The 15788-nt window shown below is 34.4% G+C and carries 16 protein-coding genes; 10 read left to right on the top strand and 6 right to left on the bottom strand.

Annotation, left to right across the window (positions count from 1 at the left end; translation table 11 throughout):
- The first annotated feature begins 27 nt into the window (after positions 1 to 27).
- Positions 28 to 408, top strand: coding sequence for a RidA family protein (locus tag DFQ05_RS03755; protein ID WP_132703700.1), 381 nt, complete (start codon positions 28 to 30; stop codon positions 406 to 408).
- Between the two features lie 197 nt (positions 409 to 605).
- Here DFQ05_RS03755 and DFQ05_RS03750 read toward each other — a convergent pair whose 3' ends face one another.
- Positions 606 to 1145 (bottom strand): hypothetical protein, encoded by a 540-nt coding sequence (locus DFQ05_RS03750; protein ID WP_132703698.1) that lies wholly within the window; start codon positions 1143 to 1145, stop codon positions 606 to 608.
- A gap of 179 nt (positions 1146 to 1324) precedes the next feature.
- A complete protein-coding gene (locus DFQ05_RS03745) occupies positions 1325 to 1900 on the bottom strand; it encodes a hypothetical protein (protein ID WP_132703696.1) in 576 nt (191 codons plus the stop codon).
- A gap of 155 nt (positions 1901 to 2055) precedes the next feature.
- Here DFQ05_RS03745 and DFQ05_RS03740 point away from each other — a divergent pair, with 155 nt between their 5' ends.
- Together DFQ05_RS03740 and DFQ05_RS03735 are read left to right on the top strand one after the other, a co-directional pair.
- Positions 2056 to 2826 carry a TIGR02757 family protein gene (locus DFQ05_RS03740; protein WP_132703694.1) on the top strand — a complete coding sequence of 257 codons (771 nt, stop codon included), beginning with the start codon at positions 2056 to 2058 and terminating at the stop codon, positions 2824 to 2826.
- Positions 2827 to 2858: 32 nt separating this feature from the next.
- Positions 2859 to 4346 (top strand): S10 family peptidase, encoded by a 1488-nt coding sequence (locus DFQ05_RS03735; RefSeq protein WP_132703692.1) that lies wholly within the window; start codon positions 2859 to 2861, stop codon positions 4344 to 4346.
- Positions 4347 to 4507: 161 nt separating this feature from the next.
- On the opposite strand, the gene DFQ05_RS03730 is transcribed toward DFQ05_RS03735, so the two are convergent.
- Positions 4508 to 6397: a M61 family metallopeptidase gene (locus DFQ05_RS03730; RefSeq protein ID WP_132703690.1), complete on the bottom strand. Its 1890-nt coding sequence runs from the start codon at positions 6395 to 6397 to the stop codon at positions 4508 to 4510.
- A gap of 95 nt (positions 6398 to 6492) precedes the next feature.
- On the opposite strand from DFQ05_RS03730, the gene DFQ05_RS03725 reads away from it, so the two are divergent.
- From DFQ05_RS03725 to DFQ05_RS03705, 5 genes are all read left to right on the top strand, one after another.
- Positions 6493 to 7500 carry a glycosyltransferase family 2 protein gene (locus DFQ05_RS03725; RefSeq protein ID WP_132703688.1) on the top strand — a complete coding sequence of 336 codons (1008 nt, stop codon included), beginning with the start codon at positions 6493 to 6495 and terminating at the stop codon, positions 7498 to 7500.
- A gap of 77 nt (positions 7501 to 7577) precedes the next feature.
- Complete coding sequence (locus tag DFQ05_RS03720; RefSeq protein ID WP_132703686.1) at positions 7578 to 9500, top strand: BatA domain-containing protein; 1923 nt, start codon at positions 7578 to 7580, stop codon at positions 9498 to 9500.
- Positions 9497 to 10750, top strand: coding sequence for a dihydroorotase (locus DFQ05_RS03715; protein ID WP_132703684.1), 1254 nt, complete (start codon positions 9497 to 9499; stop codon positions 10748 to 10750). The genes DFQ05_RS03720 and DFQ05_RS03715 overlap by 4 nt, the downstream gene beginning before the upstream one ends.
- Complete coding sequence (locus tag DFQ05_RS03710; protein WP_132703682.1) at positions 10750 to 11079, top strand: magnetosome magnetite crystal formation protein family; 330 nt, start codon at positions 10750 to 10752, stop codon at positions 11077 to 11079. Before DFQ05_RS03715 ends, DFQ05_RS03710 begins: the two co-directional genes overlap by 1 nt.
- The gene (locus DFQ05_RS03705) at positions 11079 to 11726 is read left to right on the top strand and encodes an alpha/beta hydrolase (protein WP_132703680.1); all 648 of its coding nucleotides are present in this window, start codon (positions 11079 to 11081) and stop codon (positions 11724 to 11726) included. The genes DFQ05_RS03710 and DFQ05_RS03705 overlap by 1 nt, the downstream gene beginning before the upstream one ends.
- On the opposite strand, the gene DFQ05_RS03700 is transcribed toward DFQ05_RS03705, so the two are convergent.
- Positions 11723 to 12226: a hydrolase gene (locus DFQ05_RS03700; RefSeq protein ID WP_241974203.1), complete on the bottom strand. Its 504-nt coding sequence runs from the start codon at positions 12224 to 12226 to the stop codon at positions 11723 to 11725. The genes DFQ05_RS03705 and DFQ05_RS03700 overlap by 4 nt on opposite strands.
- Positions 12227 to 12228: 2 nt before the next feature.
- Positions 12229 to 12990, bottom strand: coding sequence for an MBL fold metallo-hydrolase (locus DFQ05_RS03695; RefSeq protein WP_132703678.1), 762 nt, complete (start codon positions 12988 to 12990; stop codon positions 12229 to 12231).
- Between the two features lie 89 nt (positions 12991 to 13079).
- On the opposite strand from DFQ05_RS03695, the gene DFQ05_RS03690 reads away from it, so the two are divergent.
- Positions 13080 to 14531 (top strand): TonB-dependent receptor, encoded by a 1452-nt coding sequence (locus DFQ05_RS03690; RefSeq protein WP_132703676.1) that lies wholly within the window; start codon positions 13080 to 13082, stop codon positions 14529 to 14531.
- Between the two features lie 66 nt (positions 14532 to 14597).
- On the opposite strand, the gene bcp is transcribed toward DFQ05_RS03690, so the two are convergent.
- The gene (gene bcp, locus DFQ05_RS03685) at positions 14598 to 15053 is read right to left on the bottom strand and encodes a thioredoxin-dependent thiol peroxidase (RefSeq protein ID WP_132703674.1); all 456 of its coding nucleotides are present in this window, start codon (positions 15051 to 15053) and stop codon (positions 14598 to 14600) included.
- Between the two features lie 35 nt (positions 15054 to 15088).
- Here bcp and DFQ05_RS03680 point away from each other — a divergent pair, with 35 nt between their 5' ends.
- Positions 15089 to 15745: an endonuclease III domain-containing protein gene (locus DFQ05_RS03680; RefSeq protein ID WP_132703672.1), complete on the top strand. Its 657-nt coding sequence runs from the start codon at positions 15089 to 15091 to the stop codon at positions 15743 to 15745.
- The last annotated feature ends 43 nt before the right edge of the window (positions 15746 to 15788 follow it).

Below are 15788 nucleotides of genomic sequence, written 5' to 3'. Positions count from 1 at the left end.
ACAAATAATTAAATAAGTTCAGTATAAATGAAAAAAATCATCAATACCACTCATGCTCCAGCACCAATAGGACCTTACAACCAAGCTGTTTTATCTGGAAATACACTCTATACATCTGGACAAATTGCCTTACATCCTGAAACTATGGAATTGGTTTTAGACGATATTAAAACCGAAACCAAACAAGTGATGGAAAACATGAAAGCCGTTTTAAAAGCAGCGGATATGACTTTTGAAAACGTTATTAAAACCTCTATATTTATTAGCGATATGAATAATTTCTCACAAATTAATGAAGTGTATGGTAGTTATTTTGACGAAGCCACTGCTCCTGCTCGAGAAACCGTAGAAGTCGCAAACCTCCCAAAGTTTGTAAATGTAGAGATTAGTATGATTGCGGTGAAGTGATTTTGGGGTTACGCTCATCGTTAAGGTATGGTTCGCTAACAATACTTCGGCTAGTTCAACAACATAACTTTATCATATAATACTGAAATCTGTCTAGTCGACAAGACTGACAGGTTCAGCGCAGGTATACGAAGTTAGCTCTTTATTTACAAAACTTCAAGAGTAGGAAATTCCTGGGGAATTTCCAGTAGTTCTCTTTATTCATTATTTAGCTTTTCAAGCTTTTCTTTTTGTTGTGCCAATGTGTCAACTCCATATTTTAACCTTTCCTTATCAGAGACTTTTGTTGTGTCGTAATTTTTCATAACCCAAGGTTTGAATTTGGTTTTGGTATATTGAGTCCCATAAATTTGTGGTTTGTCAAGACTTAAGAGGTATCTATCTGTGGCAGCAGCATACAATCTTTTATCAATTGTTGAGTCTAATTCAATTGCTTTTTTCATAAGACTTATAGCTTTGGCATAATCACTAGAATCATTACCATGCTGAAAAATATATGCTATCATTTGATGTTCTTTCGCAGAGACTACCATGCCCGAATCTATTAATTGGTTTGCTCGGTTTCTCCTTAGTTCATCTCTTTTAGAAAGTCTAGTCCATCTTAAATCAGATTTCCTGTCATTTTGGTCAGTTTCAAATAATTCTATTATATCTGCAGTCATGATTTCTTGGTCATCATTGTGGTTTTTTGAGCAACCAACTACCGCAAGTAGAATTAGTAAGTAAATTTTTTTCATATTTCTTTATTTATTACACACAATGTTAAGATAAGCTCAATCTTAGTTGGTATATCTTCTGATACTGAAATCTGTCTAGTCGACAAGACTGACAAGTTCAACACATGTAAGAGAAGTTAGTTTTTTTTCAAATAATTTCAAGAAAGGAAAACCGCACTAATCAATTGTATGTAGATGTTTTATTCTGAGCTAATTTCCAAAACATTTTTGTTTTTGTACTTTTTTTTCAGTTCCTCGCGTTCTGTTTTCAGTCTATTTTCAATTTCATCTACATCTAATTTTCCTTTTTGGAATTGTATTTCCAAATCCATTAAGACAATTAATTCCGACAAGGCTTGCTCGTATGTTTCAGCCGTTTGATAATCCGCTAGTTTTTTTAGATTTAACAATCCAGTATAAATTTGACTATGAGAATAGGTAGATATATTTTTAGAGACAATTTCGTTTGTTATCACAGTTTCTAACAAATAGGGAAAAGGAATTGGGTTATCCTTTTTCATTTGGGTAATCATCTCTATACTGCTCGTAGAATCTTTTTCGAGGTTCTTAACCGTTCTTTTTAGCCCTTGACTATATGATTTTGTATTGATTAATATTAATCTTGACGTATTAAGTAGTTTAATAGTATCTTCTTTCTCTTTCTTTCGCATCTCCGAATTAGTCAATGATATAGCGATAAAGACACCGACCAGAGTTGCAATCAGTGTTAAAATAAAAGACCTTAATTCCGTTTTTGGTATACTAAAATTTTTCAAATTTAACTTCATTTTTATTCAACTACGCATTGTTATTAAATTCAAAATAACAATCGATAAACAAAGTTAGTTTTTTTATTTACACAACTTCAAGAGCAGATAATTACATTTATTCATAAACGGATGTTAACTTCGTTTTTTAAAATGAACACAAATTGAAACTCAAAAAAGCAGAACTCAAAGACTTCTTAGACAGCAAAGTTGTAGAATACAACAACCCACAGTTTATTGAGAGTGACCCTATACAAATTCCGCATTTATTCTCTAAAAAAGAAGATATTGAGATTATTGGGTTTCTAACAGCGACCATTGCTTGGGGAAATCGAAAAAGTATTATCATCAACGCAAAGCGTATGGTTACGCTTTTAGATAATTCGCCTTACGAATTCATCATGCAACATCAGGAGCAAGATTTAAAGAAGCTTTTGCCTTTTGTGCATCGCACGTTTAATGGCTCTGATTTTATTCAGTTTGTGACTAGCTTAAAGCATATATATAATTATCACGATGGATTAGAAGCTGTTTTTGCTAAATATGCCGAAGCTAATTCGCTTCAGAATTCAATTCATCAGTTCAAAAAACACTTTTTTGAGATTACGCATTTAGAGCGTAGTAAAAAACATGTGAGTGACCCGCTTAAAAATTCAGCAGCAAAGCGTATTAATATGTTTTTACGTTGGATGGTCCGAAATGACAATACTGGTGTAGATTTCGGTATCTGGAAAAGCCTCTCTCCTGCTCAGTTAAGTTGTCCTCTCGATGTTCACTCTGGTAATGTGGCTCGTAAATTGGGGTTGCTAAAGCGTAAACAAAACGATGGGAAGGCATTAGCCGAATTAGATAAAAACCTACGAAAGCTCGATGCTACCGACCCAGTTAAATACGATTTTGCTCTTTTTGGTCTCGGTGTTTTTGAAGGGTTTTGAGTATATTTAGACTTCAAAAAAACAAACGAAACATGTCTTATAGATTTACAATCCTTTTTGCTTTAATTTCAATTTTTAGTTTTTCACAAAACCTAGAAACACCTATAGATACAGTAGTCACAACGACGCATACCACCAAAATAAAAGGGCAAACAGTCAACTACAAAGCTATGACTGGTTTTCAACCCGTTTGGAACAACGACGGTGAAGTCATGGCGTCTTTGTATTACACGTACTACAAACGCACCAATGACACCAAAGGCAATAAACGTCCTTTAATTATATCTTTTAATGGTGGACCAGGCTCTGCATCGGTTTGGATGCATATTGCCTATACTGGACCAAAAGTTTTGAATGTAGATGACGAAGGTTATCCTGTACAACCTTATGGCGTAAAGACGAATCCAAATTCCATTTTAGATGTTGCAGATATCGTATTTGTAAATCCTGTAAATACAGGTTACTCGCGCAAGGTAATGCTGAAAAATGGCAAATACGAAGACGATAAAACCTTCTTTGGTATAAACGCAGATGTAAAATATTTAGCCAGTTGGATAAATACGTTTGTTACCAGATACAATCGTTGGGAATCGCCTAAATATATTATTGGCGAAAGTTATGGCGGAACACGAGTTATGGGCTTAGCATTAGAGTTGCAAAATAGCCAATGGATGTATCTCAATGGTGTAATCATGGTATCTCCTGCAGATTACAAAGTGTTGCGCGTTGGTGGACCTGTGTCTTCAAGTTTGAATTTACCATATTACACAGCAGCAGCATGGTATCATAAGATGTTACCAACTGAGCTTCAAAATAAAGACTTATTAGACATTCTTCCTAAAGCCGAAGATTTCGCAGTTAATGAACTAATGCCTGCTATTGCCAAAGGAGGCTTTATATCTGATGATGAGCGAAATGCTATCGCAAAAAAAATGAGCTACTACTCTGGCCTATCTGAAGACGTTATTCTTAAACAAAACCTCGATGTCCCAAATCGCTTTTTCTGGAAAGAATTATTACGTGATAAAACAGGGCAGACTATCGGAAGATTAGACAGTCGTTATTTAGGTATTGATAAAGTTGAAACTGGAGATGCACCAGATTATAGTGCCGAATTAACCTCGTGGCTGCATTCGTTTACACCAGCTATAAATTACTATATCCAAAATGAATTAGGTTTTAAAACCGACCTTAAATACAACGTCTTTGGAAATGTTGGCAATTGGGACAGAAGTAATGATAACGTACGTGATAATTTACGCCAAGCTATGGCGCAAAACCCTTACTTAAAAATCTTAACACAATCAGGTTATTACGACGGTGCAACAACTTATTTTCAAGCCAAGTATAGCCAATGGCAAATTGACCCAAGTGGAAAGCTAAAAGACCGTATGTATTTTAAAGGCTATAGAAGTGGGCACATGATGTACTTACGTAATGAAGATTTAATCAAAGCTAATGATGATTTAAGGGAGTTTATTAAAAACTCATCGGCTAATGGCAAAGCGGCTAAATATTAAAAATTATTGTAAGATGAGATGCTGAAATAAATTCAGCATGACAAATTATAGTAATTATTTTTTATAAAAACGAGCGTCATTCTGAACTTGTTTCAGAATCGATTAAAGACAAAAAAGGCTTCCTAAACTAGGAAGCCTTTCTTAAACCTAAAACATTATAATTATCCTTTTAACCAAGCCTTACGCAATGCAATTTGCGCTTCAGAAGCATTAGGGTTTTCTATTAAGCCGTTAGTCACAGCCATAGGCTTTGTCAACGTTGTTTTAATATCTATCTTTTCGCCATTACGCTCAATAAGCATTTCAATCTCTTGACCTTCTTGCCAAGAGAACATACCAGTAATAACTTGTTGTGCATTTTGTAAGGTTAATTCTTCACCATTGACAGACTTAATAACATCATTAGCTTGAATGCCTTGAGATTTCCAGAACGAATTTTTTAATGCCACTTCAGTAAAGAAAATACCAACATCTGGTGCACCACTGAAAATGATATTTTGTCCACCTGCAAATATGAAATTGGTTTCTACTTCGGTTTCACCTTCTATTAATCCAACCATTTCAAAAAATTCGTTATAATTAATGGGTAAATCACCTTCTACATGTGTTTTTAGAAAATCTGCAACACTCGGATAGGTCATTTCAGATAATTCGGCAATTAAGTTATCGTCTTCAAATGGTTTATTTTTACCGTATTTGGCCGAAAGTTCCTTCATTAAAGACAACATGCTGCGCGTACCTTTACTTTCCTTTCGCATTAAAATATCAATACACATACCTATTAGCGCTCCCTTTTGGTACACATTGACATAGTTTTCTTTATAAGGCGACTTTAAAATATTCTCACTCATTACGGTAAAACTCATATCATCGGCATAACGCTTAGAAAATGCTATTTTACCTTGTATAACATTATAAAAATCCTCTGGTGTTACTAAGCCTTCATACACTTGAAAATGCTGAGCAAAGTACTCTGTTACGCCTTCGTACATCCACAGATGTTTTGAGAATGACGGCTCGTAATAATCGAAATAATGCACATCTTCGGAATGTACAGACAATGGTGTTACGATATGAAAAAACTCATGAGCAACCACATCTATCATTGATTTTGCCAATCCTTCTTTAGAAGATGCTTCTGGTAAAACAACCACTGTAGATGTATGATGCTCTAACGCACCAAATCCTTTAGGAGCATCGGCATCGCCATCAGATAAATACAAATACACATCGTAACGTGGTGTACTGTTAACATCGCCCAAATAGGTTTTTTGGGCCTTCATCATGTCGTATATGGTTTGTTTTAAACTTGCGGCACTATGAACTTTGTTTGGCGAATAAACGCTTAATACAATTTTTATATCGCCGACCATAAACTCTTCGACATCTAATTTTCCGTACATCATTGGGTTATCTGTGATGTCAAAATAACGTTGAGCAACGTATTTACTAGTAATTATCTTTCCGTCTTCAGAAGTTTCGGAACCATTATCTTGTAAAGCAGAAGTTCTTACAAAATCGGCTGGAGCCGTAACATCCAAAGTGTATTGATTGTTCTTTAAACTATCAAAATACCCAATGAATCCATGAAGATTTAAAACATAATTTTCTGGTTCTATATTAGTTCCCGCAGGCGAGAAAATATCTTCGCCTCCTATGCCGCCTTGTTTTTCGGTATCGAAGGTATCATTTACCAGATAAACGATTTTATCGAGTTGTACAGCGTTTGTTATGGTCCAAGTATTTTCGTCTACTTTGTTTACCTCTAATTCATTTCCGTCGTAATCCAAAGCTTTTAAATCATCTACGTAGCGCCCGTAGTCTGCAACAGAATATGTGCCTTGCACTACTTTTGGAAGACGATAGGTCACTGTTTCTACTGTAAATCGACCTGGGTTTATTGTAACAGGAACTCTATCATTATCGATATTTGTTAAATCTAATGCTGTAACAATTGGGTTGTTTACTGCCAAGTCATCGACTTTTGGTTTAGCAGCACCACAACCTAATAAAAGTCCTGAAAGGACCATGATTGCAATGTAATTCTTCATGTTTATATTGAAATTTTGTTAATGGACAAATCTAAACTACTTATTGATTTATTAAACCAAAGGATATGTTAAAATGAAGTTGCTATATTCGTGCTGTGGCAAATGACCTAGTTAGCATATTAACCCCATTTAAAAATGTTTCTGCTTATATCGAAGCCTGCTTGGATTCTATTCTAAATCAAACCTATGAGCATTGGGAGTTAATAATTGTTGATGACAACTCCACGGACGATTCTTATAAAAAAGTTGAAGCTTATGCTAAGAAAGACCAGCGAATTAAGCTCTTAACAAACGATGGAAATGGTATTATCGAAGCTCTAAGACTGGCCTTTAATGCAAGTTCTGGTACATTTATTACCAGAATGGACAGTGACGACATCATGGTATCAACTAAACTCGAGGTAATGGTTGACCAACTAAAACACTTTGGAAAACAGCATATTGCTACTGGATTAGTAAAATATTTTAGCAGCGATGGTATTAGTGACGGTTATGCAAAATATGAAGCTTGGTTGAATAGACTGACGTTAAAAGGTGCTAACTACTCCGAAATTTATAAAGAATGTGTTATTGCTTCGCCATGTTGGATGGTTTATAAAAGTGATTTAATTAACTGTAATGCTTTTAATCCCAACCGTTATCCAGAAGATTATGACTTAACATTTCGGTTTTACGAGCAGGGTTATCGATGCATTCCTAATAATCAAATCCTTCATTATTGGCGTGATTATAGGACGCGGACATCTAGAACGCACGAACATTACGCCCAGAATTATTTTCTAGATATAAAGCTTCATTATTTTCTTAAACTCGATTATGACGCATCTAGACCACTTACCATTTGGGGTGCAGGTTTTAAAGGTAAAACTATCGCCAAGACTTTGGTAGAAAAGGATATTCCGTTTTATTGGATATGCGATAACGAAAAAAAAATTGGTAAATCTATCTATGGTGTTAAGCTTCAACCTTTCGAGGATTTAAAAAACATAGACCACCCGCAAACCATCGTTACTGTTGCAAATTCAAAAGAACAAAACGATATTATTTCTTATTTTAAAAAGCTGAACATGTTGGCCATGACAGACTATTTCTTTTTCTGTTAAATTTCTCAAAATCGGAAGGCCTTAATCATTATCCAATTGCTATATTTGAAATCAATAAATAACAGACAAAAAAGCGAATGCAGTTTAAACATCCAGAATTACTTTGGGCTCTACTCCTACTGCTTATACCAATTATCGTTCATTTATTTCAATTACGTCGCTTCCAAAAAGTCGCCTTTACCAACGTTAAATTTCTAAAGAATGTAGAACTACAAACACGTAAAAGTTCTCAAATAAAAAAATGGTTCACCTTAATAACACGATTATTACTCCTAGCCTGTATTATACTTGCCTTTGCACAACCATTCACAACTAATTCTGATACATTTAATACTAAAAATGAAACCGTTATTTATCTGGATAATTCCTTTAGCATGGAAGCAAAAGGTAACAACGGAAGTTTGCTTAATGAAGCAATTCAAGATATTATAAAAAGTTATTCCGATGCCGAAGAATTAACCATTTTCACTAATACGGAAACCTTTAGAAACACGTCTGTCAAGGCAATTACAAACGACTTAATAAAACTAAAACATTCTACACAACAGTTATCCTATAACTCGGCATATTTAAAAGGAAAACAATACTTTTCTAAAGACAAATCTTCGACAAAAAATCTCATTTTAGTTTCCGATTTTCAGCAAAAAGAAGAGCCTTTAGAATTTGAAGGTGATAGTACGATATCATTAAAACTGGTTCAGCCAAAAGCGATTTACACCAATAACATAAGCATAGACAGTATCTATGTGCTAAAACTCAACCCTGAAACCATAGATATCGGCGTAGATTTATTAAATTCTGGAACCTCGTTAAGTAATGTCTCTGTTGCCTTAAACAATGATGATGTTTTGGTGGCTAAAACAGCTGTAGATTTAAATCAAGAGGCCTCTACAACATTTTCTATACCTAATAATACTGTATTTAATGGCTCCGTTGTTGTGGAAGACACCAGCTTACAATACGATAATGTCTTTTATTTTAATATTAATGCAAACAATAAGATAAAGGTATTAAGCATAAACGAAGCATCTGATGCTTTTCTAAAAAAACTATATACACCAGACGAATTTGTTTATGCTTCTGTAAATTATAACGCCATAGATTACAGTCAAATAGAATCACAAAATCTTATAATTTTAAACGAACTTAAGACCATTCCGAATGCACTAGTTTTAGCACTTAAAGCTTTTAAGAATGACGGCGGAAGCATTGCAATAATTCCTTCCAATGATGCTAATTTAAATGCTTATAATCAGCTTTTTACATCTATCTCTATTCCTGAATTTAATGAGAAGATAACTACTGAAAAAAGACTGACAACCATAAATTATGACCATCCTTTAATCAATGATGCTTTTTATAACCGAGTGGCTAATTTTCAATACCCAATAGTTAACACATCATTTGGTTTCAGTAGTATTTCAAATGCCGTATATCGTTTTAGTGATGGCTCACCATTTTTACTCAATTCTGGGAAGACCTACACATTTACGGCTGCTCTAAACGAAGACAATGGAAATTTTAAGAAATCTCCTTTAATTGTGCCTGTGCTATACAACATGGCTAAAAAAAGCCTGGAAATTCCTAAACTTTATTACCAAACCGAGACTGACAATATCATAGATATTAATATACAGTTGCCACCTAACGACATATTAACACTAACAAATGGCAATAGCGACATAATACCTTTACAGCAAACCTTTAGTAAAAAAGTGAGTCTGTTTACCAACGAATTTCCAAAAACAGCAGGCATTTTGGATGTCACGAATAAAAATGAAATACTAAAAAAGCTAAGCTTCAATTACCCTCGTGAGGAAAGTCAACTAGTGTATTATAACTTAAAAAATAATAGAACTTACGCCGTAGAAACATCTTTAGTTTCTGCAATAGAAACCATAAAAAGTAATGCGAGTATTAATGCGCTATGGAAATGGTTTGTTATTTTTGCACTATGCTTTCTAATTATAGAAATGCTAATTCTAAAATATCTTAAATGAATGCACTCCTAAAATCTGCAACCATAGTCGATTCTAAAAGTGATTTCCATAATCAAGTTGTAGATATTTTAATTGAAAGAGGTGTTATAACCAAGATTTCAAAACGTATTTCTAATCCTAATAATTATCAAGAAATAAAATTAGACAACCTGCATGTATCGCAAGGATGGTTTGATAGTTCTGTGTCTTTTGGAGAACCAGGATATGAAGAAAGAGAGACACTTGCAAATGGACTTAAAGTTGCTGCGATTTCAGGATTTACAAGCCTTGCGCTTAACCCAAATACAAATCCAGTACTAGACAGTAATGCTGATATTTCGTATGTGTTATCCAAGGCAAATGCAAATGCCGTAACATTAAAGCCAATCGGTGCGTTAACTAAAAGCTCAGAAGGTACAGATTTAGCAGAATTGTACGATATGTCTAGTGCTGGTGCTGTAGCGTTTTACGATTATAAAAAACCAATAGACAACCCCAATCTTTTAAAAATTGCCTTGTTATACGCTAGTAATTTTAATGGTTTGGTACTATCCTTTCCTCAAGAAAATAAAATTGCTGGTAAAGGTGTAATGAACGAAGACATAAATAGTACAAATTTAGGCTTAAAGGGTATCCCAAGTTTAGCCGAAGAATTACAAGTTGCTAGAGACCTTTTTTTACTAGAATATACTGGCGGAAAGCTTCATATACCAACAATAAGCAGTGCAAAATCGGTTGAACTTATTAGAGCTGCAAAAGCCAAAAAACTTGATATCACCTGTTCTGTTGCAATTCATAATATTTGTTTTACAGACGATAAGCTATTAGATTTTAATAGCAATTTTAAAGTGATGCCACCTCTAAGAACAGAGAACGACAGAGTTGCACTTATCGAAGGCCTAAAAGATGGTACTATAGACATGGTAACCTCTGACCATAACCCTATTGATATAGAGCATAAAAAAGTAGAATTCGACCATGCAGCATATGGTACTATTGGCTTAGAATCTGCGCTTGGAGCCTTGCAGCAATTATTTTCAACAAAAAAAGCTGTTGGATTTTTAACCAAAGGAAAAGAACGATTTGGAGTTAAATCTTATATAATTTCCGAAGGCGAAATAGCAAATCTTACGCTGTTTAATCCAGATACTAAATACAATTTCTCTATTCCTGAAATTAGGTCAACATCGAAAAACAGTTGTTTTTTAGATTCGGAATTAAAAGGAAAAGCTTACGGTATTATTGCAAACAACAAAATTGAAATTCGCTAATGACTGAAAATACTATAAAAGAAGGTAAGACTTATGCTATAGTAGCCTACATTACCATTATAGGCACCTTAGTTGCATTTTATATGACTCAAGACAAAAAAAATGCGTTTACCGCCTTTCATGTTAGACAAGGTCTAGGTTTATGGCTGCTCTATTTTATTATAGGCTATATGGTCAGTGGGTTTGACAATATTATGCTCAGCACCTCTTTTTGGGTTTTCTTTTTAGTGTTGTTTACCTACGGAATCATAGGTGCTGCAACCGGAAAACTTCATAAATTACCCTTGGTTGGCGATTTTTTTCAAAACATATTTAAAGCCTTAAACTAATGCCTTCTCCATTAGAATACATCAAAAGGCCATCGTCCTTAAAAAGCAATGCACCACTATTACTTATGTGCCATGGTTATGGTAGTGACGAAAACGATTTGTTTTCGTTCTCACAAGAGTTACCAGAAGAATTATATATCATTTCTTTAAAAGCACCATACCGTTTACAACCATACGGAAATGCATGGTATGCCATTAACTTTGATGCAGAACAAGGTAAATGGAGCGATAACGAACAGGCCAAATTATCTAGAGATTTAATTGCGGGCTTTGTAGATTACGCTATTAGTACGTATCCAGTGAATAAAGATAACGTGAGCTTGTTGGGATTCAGCCAAGGCACTATCTTAAGCTATTCTGTTGCACTTACCTACCCAAATAAGATTAAAAATGTAATTGCCCTAAGTGGCTATATTAACAAAGATATTTTACCAGAACACATAAATAAGGAAGACCTATATCATCTAGATTTTTATTGTTCTCACGGAAGTGTGGACCAAGTTATTCCTGTAGATTGGGCCAGACAATCTAAACCGTTTTTAGATAGTCTAGGTATAAAAAACACATATAGCGAATTCCCAGTTGGTCATGGTGTGGCTCCTCAAAATTTTTATGAATTTAAAGACTGGTTACGTCAACGGATTTAATTAATTGGGTACAAGAAATAGTCACTTAACTTATAAGTTATTTCGCCTTCATCAGAAACGTCATAATTTATAAAAAGCTCACCCCAATGCTTACCATCTGTAAAATTAGCCAAAATCCATTTGTGGTTTAAAATCTTAATCTGATCAATCATTATTTTAGAGTCCGTCATAGACGCATAAGAAATGATTGGATGGTCAACACCGTCGTAAACATTCATTTCTAGCAGACCATCTTTAAGCTTGGGTAGTAACTCTTCTGTATCTAAACCTTTGTCTTCAAAATAAGTTAAGGCTTCTTCATTGCCATCAACAGTGAAATATGATAAATCATAAATTTTATCATTTAATGCTTTTTTATCGTCTTCAAGTTTAGAAATTTTCTCTTTAAATGTATTGATATCCTTCTCGTACTTATCAATTATATTTTTTGAATTCGAATACTGAAAAATTATAGCCAATACAGCAAAAATAAATAAGTACATAAAGAGTCTACTTCTCATAATTATATGGTGATTTGAAGGTTATCGTAAGCTAAATAAACGTTCTGCGGAAGTTTTTGTTGTACCTCGTCATGGAATCCCATGTGGTGACTTATATGGGTTAAAAACGCTTTCTTTGGTTTTACTTTATCTATAAAATTAAGTGCTTCTTCTAAATTGAAATGCGAAATATGCGGTTCTTCTCTCAAAGCGTTAACCACCAACACATCAAGATGTTGAAGTTTTTTAATTTCTGAATCTTCGACCGTCTTCATATCTGTGAGATAGGCAAATCTATCGAAACGAAATCCATAAACCTGAAGCTGATTATGTAAACCATTGATTGGAATTACCTCCAAACCTCCAATTTTAAATGGGGAACCATCTATGTATTGCTCGTTAACACTAGGTGCGCCAGGGTATTTGTTTTCAGTTTCAAAAATATAAGAGAATGTTCGTTCAAGTGCTTGGATAACTCGCTTATGTCCATAAATATCTATATTACCCTGTCTAAAGAAAAATGGTCGGATGTCATCTAGGCCCATCACATGATCAGCATGCTCGTGAGTAAATAAAATACCATCAATCTTAGTACATTTTGCCCTAAGCATTTGTTGTCTAAAATCAGGACCACAATCAATAACATAACTGTAATTTTCCCACTCAACAAGGACGGAAACTCTTAAACGTTTATCCTTAGGATTAGAGCTTAAACAAACTGGATGTCTACTTCCTATAACAGGAATTCCTTGCGATGTTCCGGTACCAAGAAATGTTACTTTCAAAATGTGTTAAGTTTAAAACAAAAATAAGGTTATTTTTTTGTTTGCTCATACAAAACAGTACCTTTGTATTGCTTGAAAATTCAACTATAATGAACGAAATCACGTATAAGGCAGATAAGGAATTCGATAACATTCCATCACTTAGAGATAAGTGCTTGCGTATTAACTTAAACGCGGATATTTATGGGTCGTTTGCCGAAATTGGTGCAGGACAAGAAACTGTTAGACAGTTTTTTAGAGCTGGTGGCGCCTCTGGAACAATTGCAAAAACAATGTCTGCATACGACAAAGATTTTAGTGATGCCATTTACGGTATAGAAAGCGATAAACGCTATGTAACTGAGGCGCGTTTACGTAAAATGTTAGATCACGAAATGAATCTAATTGAACAAAGAATTACGCGTGATAAGCATCCCGACAAATTATTCTTTTCGTATGCAAATACAGTTGCAACAATTGACTTTGCAAAAAAATATAAAGGTCATGGATGGGTTGGCATTAAATATCAGGTAAAACCAGATGAAGATTACAACGAAATTGTACTACATATACGCTTTAAAGAAAATGACGCCCGATTACAGCAAGAAACACTTGGTGTTTTAGGAACAAATTTAATTTATGGCGCGTTTTATAAGTATAACGAACCAAAAAAGTTATTACGTTATTTATACGACCATCTAGACAAAGACCAATTAGAAATTGACACCATTAATTTTTCTGGACCTGTTTTTAGTAATATCGACAATCGATTAATGAGTTTACAACTTGTAAAAAACGGAATGACAGATGCCGTAATGTTTGCACCCGATGGTAATAACGTACTACCTGCTCGTGTTCTTTACAAGAAAAATATCTTAGCTTTAAGAGGAAGTTTTAGACCTGTTACTAAGGTAAATATGGACATGTTCGAGAAATCCTACGAAATGTTCATAAAAGAGAATAAAGTAGAAAAAGAGAAAACTCAGGTTATTTTCGAAATTACGCTATCTAACCTTAGAGCAGAAGGTGAAATAGATGAGCAAGATTTTATGGACAGAGCAAGGCTACTTTGCTCTCTTGGTCAAACTGTATTAATTTCCAATTTTAAAGAGTATTATCGTCTTGTTGAATACTTCTCGCAATATTCTAAGAACAGAATGGGACTTGCAATGGGCGTTAACAACTTGGTTGATATTTTTGATGAAAAATACTATCGCCATTTAAGCGGAGGAATTCTTGAAGCCTTTGGTAAACTATTCTACAAGGACTTACGCGTATATTTATATCCAATGGAAAATGAAGATGGAAGTATAACGACTAGCGAAAACCTAAAGGTTCACCCACGAATGAAAGAACTTTACAAGTTCTTTAAATACAATGGTAAAGTTGTAGATATTAACGATTACGACCCATCTATCCTATCGATTTTCTCTAGAAAAGTATTAGCAAAAATTGCAGCAGGAGAATCTGGCTGGGAAGAGATGCTTCCGGAAGGTGTTGCAAAACTCATTAAAGAAAAGAGTCTATTTGGTTGCGAATCTGAAGAGGTAATGCATAAATAAATGCAACTAGAATAAAAAAAGCTTCAGTTATTCTGAAGCTTTTTAATTTTATATAAAAAGAGAAAACTAAGCATCTAGTATCTGCTCTGCGTGTGCTTTAGTTTTAACCTTCGTAATAACGTTTTCTATTATTCCGTTTTCGTCAATTACAAAAGTGGTTCTGTGAATTCCGTCGTATTCTTTTCCCATAAACTTTTTTAGTCCCCAAACGCCAAACGCTTCTATTACGGTCTTGTCCTCATCTGCTAATAAAGGATAAGGAAATCCGTATTTATCTTTAAAATTAGATTGACGCTTTTGGCTATCTGCGCTTACACCTAATATAGCGTAACCTTCAGCTTCAAAACGTTTATAGTTGTCGCTAAGATTGCAAGCCTCTGCAGTACAACCTGGCGTACTTGCTTTTGGGTAAAAGAATAAAACAAGCTTCTTACCTTTATAATCAGATAATTTAATAGTATTTCCATCTTGGTCTAAGGCTTCAAAATTTGGAGCCTTATCTCCTACTTTTAAGTGCGTCATAATGATTAAATTTGTTTTTTGTAAAAATACAATGAATGACTAAGCAAGAAAAGGTTGATTTTGTTATAACTACGTTAAAACAGCTTTATCCAGAAATACCGGTTCCTCTAGACCATAAAGACCCTTACACGCTATTAATTGCGGTTTTAATGTCTGCACAAAGCACAGATGTGCGTGTTAACCAAATTACTCCGCTGTTATTCGAAAGAGCTGAGAATCCGTACGATATGATTAAACTCTCAGTTGAGGAAATTAGAGAGATTATAAAACCTGTGGGGCTATCGCCGATGAAAAGTAAAGGGATTTATGGGCTATCTCATATTTTAATAGAAAAACATAACGGAAAAGTACCCCAAACTTACGAAGAACTCGAGGCTTTGCCTGCTGTTGGTCACAAAACTGCGGCCGTTGTCTTATCCCAAGCGTTTGGTATTCCTGCCTTTCCTGTAGATACACACATCCATCGTTTAATGTATCGCTGGAATTTAACCAATGGTAAAAACGTAGTCCAGACCGAAAAAGATGCCAAACGACTGTTTCCGAAAGAATTATGGAATGATTTACATCTTCAAATTATTTGGTATGGACGTGAATACTCTCCTGCGCGTGGTTGGGATTTAGATAAAGATATTATTACCAAAACCATTGGACGCAAATCTGTTTTAGACGATTATTACAAGAAGAAAAAATAAATCTCTGGAATAAAATTCATTATCATATGTACCTTACAATAAA

This window comes from Winogradskyella wandonensis (genome assembly GCF_004346845.1).
Lineage (GTDB): Bacteria > Bacteroidota > Bacteroidia > Flavobacteriales > Flavobacteriaceae > Winogradskyella > Winogradskyella wandonensis.
The sequence above is the reverse complement of the archived record's forward strand: the minus strand, read 5'-3'. Positions and strand labels throughout refer to the sequence as shown.

What these genes read in the sequence shown, in the direction of transcription:
- DFQ05_RS03690 (WP_132703676.1), top strand. Translation starts at nt 13,080, where the DNA reads ATGAACGAAATCACGTATAAGGCAGATAAGGAATTCGATAACATTCCA.
- DFQ05_RS03680 (WP_132703672.1), top strand. Translation starts at nt 15,089, where the DNA reads ATGACTAAGCAAGAAAAGGTTGATTTTGTTATAACTACGTTAAAACAG.
- bcp (WP_132703674.1), bottom strand. Translation starts at nt 15,053, where the DNA reads ATGACGCACTTAAAAGTAGGAGATAAGGCTCCAAATTTTGAAGCCTTA.
- DFQ05_RS03730 (WP_132703690.1), bottom strand. Translation starts at nt 6,397, where the DNA reads ATGAAGAATTACATTGCAATCATGGTCCTTTCAGGACTTTTATTAGGT.
- DFQ05_RS03705 (WP_132703680.1), top strand. Translation starts at nt 11,079, where the DNA reads ATGCCTTCTCCATTAGAATACATCAAAAGGCCATCGTCCTTAAAAAGC.
- DFQ05_RS03700 (WP_241974203.1), bottom strand. Translation starts at nt 12,226, where the DNA reads ATGAGAAGTAGACTCTTTATGTACTTATTTATTTTTGCTGTATTGGCT.
- DFQ05_RS03755 (WP_132703700.1), top strand. Translation starts at nt 28, where the DNA reads ATGAAAAAAATCATCAATACCACTCATGCTCCAGCACCAATAGGACCT.
- DFQ05_RS03710 (WP_132703682.1), top strand. Translation starts at nt 10,750, where the DNA reads ATGACTGAAAATACTATAAAAGAAGGTAAGACTTATGCTATAGTAGCC.
- DFQ05_RS03750 (WP_132703698.1), bottom strand. Translation starts at nt 1,145, where the DNA reads ATGAAAAAAATTTACTTACTAATTCTACTTGCGGTAGTTGGTTGCTCA.
- DFQ05_RS03735 (WP_132703692.1), top strand. Translation starts at nt 2,859, where the DNA reads ATGTCTTATAGATTTACAATCCTTTTTGCTTTAATTTCAATTTTTAGT.
- DFQ05_RS03715 (WP_132703684.1), top strand. Translation starts at nt 9,497, where the DNA reads ATGAATGCACTCCTAAAATCTGCAACCATAGTCGATTCTAAAAGTGAT.
- DFQ05_RS03720 (WP_132703686.1), top strand. Translation starts at nt 7,578, where the DNA reads ATGCAGTTTAAACATCCAGAATTACTTTGGGCTCTACTCCTACTGCTT.